Origin of the sequence: Serinicoccus sp. CUA-874, from assembly GCF_001942225.1 — a bacterium.
Classification (GTDB): Bacteria; Actinomycetota; Actinomycetes; order Actinomycetales; family Dermatophilaceae; genus Ornithinicoccus; species Ornithinicoccus marinus.
The window spans coordinates 1-2516 of record NZ_MKJZ01000019.1 but is presented as its reverse complement, the minus strand read 5'-3'; the positions used below and the strand labels follow the sequence as shown (position 1 = coordinate 2516).

Below are 2516 nucleotides of genomic sequence, written 5' to 3'. Positions count from 1 at the left end.
TCCCGCTGCCGATCAGCCTCACCCTGCATACACCCAGAGTCTCAACCCAGCGCCCGGCCAACCCCCGGCGACGCGCGGATTGTTCAGCGCCCTCCTAGGCAGGCTATCCGTAGGCAATGACACTCCCTGGGAACTGTCTACTCGTCCGACCGATGGGTTCAGTCCGACAGGCTCGGGTGCGGGCCGGGCGTCCTCAATCCACCGCTGGCCAATGGGCCGCGCAAGCGTTGGACCCGGCAGCGGAGCAACCCTTGCCCGCACGTGGACGGTCAGGCAGGCTCTGGCCCGTCCCGACCAACGGTGACCCATGCCGCCGCGATCAGCACGGGGGCGAGGGCCTGGACGAGCATCCGCCCTTTGCCTCCGGCTCTCGTTTACGTAGGCCCATTGGCTCGGGGTTCGCACGCTGTCATCGCACGGCCCTGGCCGGGCTGCTCGGCGCGGAGAGCGGTGGACCTGTCCCTGACGGTCCAGGTCCCACGTCCTGCCCTGGTTTCGGGGGGGGGGGGGCGTACTGAATCACGGATTACATGTAGGGGGTAGATCCTGTGGTGCACCCCTCGGGGCCTGGGGGCATCTTCACCTTCGACCACCCCCTCCTCATTCACCACTAGGTCCTCCTGCTCGGTCGGATCCAGTGGCGGACTCAGTGTCCGTCCTGGACTCGCACCGGGGCGTCTGCTGGGGGCGGGGGGGGGGGGGGGCTGTCCGGGTCAGCTCCGTGCTGGCCGATAATCCCGAACCGGACCTCCAGGCCCTCGATCTGTAGGCACTTGGCCGCAGCCTTGGCGTTCCTAGGAGCGACCTCGTCGGCCCTGCAGAGCACGGTTCATATTCGACCGCGAGCGATTCGGCATGGTCCCTGATTTCTTGCAAGGTGCTCGCGCACCAGTTGCAGGTGGCCTTGCCCGGCGGTCTCCTCTGCGGGTACCGTAGTGTCGTCAGGTTCACCCCGGCCGTTAGGGCCGCAGGAGTAGTGCAATAACTACGAGTGGACGGACACTGACCATGACACCCCTCCTTCACGCGGTACGTGACCGCCTCCTCATGGGGGGAGGGATGGTCTTCACCCCTTGAGTATGCGTCGCGGGCCAGACGGCAATCTGACCCGCGACGGGAGCCGTGAACCGAACCACGGCTAGTGCTACAGGGCTCTCCAGACCTGCGACATGACTCCAGCCTCCCGTCCCGACCCGCCTGACGTCAACCGCGCCATCCATGATCGGATCCAGGGGTACCGGCCCCAGGCCAAGTCCATTCCGGCTGATGAGTGGATGGAGGTCGCTGACTTCACCCGCGAGGCTGTCCGCATAGCACAGCCCAGCACCCCGGGTGTGGCCACGACAGAACTGAAGGTCGTCGCCCAGTTCGCCAACTGGTGCCGGGGGCAATCGCTGCCCCTAGACCCCGAGACGATCCTCACGCCCGCATGGGTCAACGAGTACGACAGGCAGAAGCTCAGGGGCAGTCTGGCCCGAAAGGACGAACGTGCCCGTCTGCGGCGCATCGCGGTCGCGGCCACGCGAAAGGCACCATGGGGTCCGGTCCCCGACGCCGTTCGGCGGTCCCCGATGCTGCCCCCTTACTCTGATGTCGAACTGGCGTTGCTCGCCACGCTCGCGGACGGTCAGCCCACATCGCGCGTCCGAGACGCCGCCGCGGCAATCCTTGCCCTGGGTCTTGGTTGTGGCTTCAGGTCCCGCGAGATCATTTACTCCCGGGCGGGCGACATCGAACCCGGCCCAGACTTTGTCACTGTCACCACCTATGGCGAGGCCCCGCGACGTGTTCCCGTCCTGCCGAGGTACGCCCCTCTTCTCCGCAAACTGAGCACGCGTTCTCCGGATGCCCGGTTGGTTCCCGGAGGAGATCGGCTCGACAACGTTATGAAGAAGTTCCGAAAAGTCGGGGGAATCACGATCCAGCCGACAAGGATGCGGACCACTTGGCTCGTGGATGTCTTGAATGCCGGTGTCACGGTCCCAGAACTGCTCGTGGTCTCAGGGATGTCGACTACGCATTCCCTCCTCCGCTACGCCGAGTTTCTTGACCGTCGCCCGGACGTCGACCTCTACCGGGCCCTCGGCGGTGATCCATGAGCAAGACGTGGGACCTTCTGGAAAAGCGAGATGCCAACATCCCACATCTCACTCCACTGTCCGCCTTGGAGATGGCAAAGTGGTCGGTGGGCAGGAGCGAGCTCGGACGCATCTTGGACGTCGCCTCTGCTCGGGATGGAGGACGCCCGCGGAAGTTGCCGCTGAGCGCGTTCCTTGTCCTGTGGGTGGCCGCAGCATTGACCGCCCAGACGAACCGTTTTTGCTTGACCACCGTCACGAACTATGCACAAGCTCTCTCCTTGAAGAAGTTGCGCTCCCTGGGGGTCAAGGGCGATGGTGTCGGCTACCACCAGGTCTACTGACGGCGCTCAGGTGATTCTCCCCAGTTCTGCTCACTGAAATTCCCCACCCTGTGGCCCCAATCCGGGGACGGAGCGGGGCTCCTTCGATGATGGC

Annotated in this window: 2 protein-coding genes; both read left to right on the top strand. The window is 65.1% G+C overall.

The window, feature by feature from the left end; genetic code table 11:
- The first annotated feature begins 1169 nt into the window (after positions 1-1169).
- Complete coding sequence (locus BJF80_RS06685; protein ID WP_075866927.1) at positions 1170-2099, top strand: hypothetical protein; 930 nt, start codon at positions 1170-1172, stop codon at positions 2097-2099.
- Entirely contained in the window at positions 2096-2422 is a 327-nt protein-coding gene (locus tag BJF80_RS06680; protein ID WP_075812430.1) for a hypothetical protein, read from the top strand. The genes BJF80_RS06685 and BJF80_RS06680 overlap by 4 nt, the downstream gene beginning before the upstream one ends.
- Positions 2423-2516: the final 94 nt, after the last annotated feature.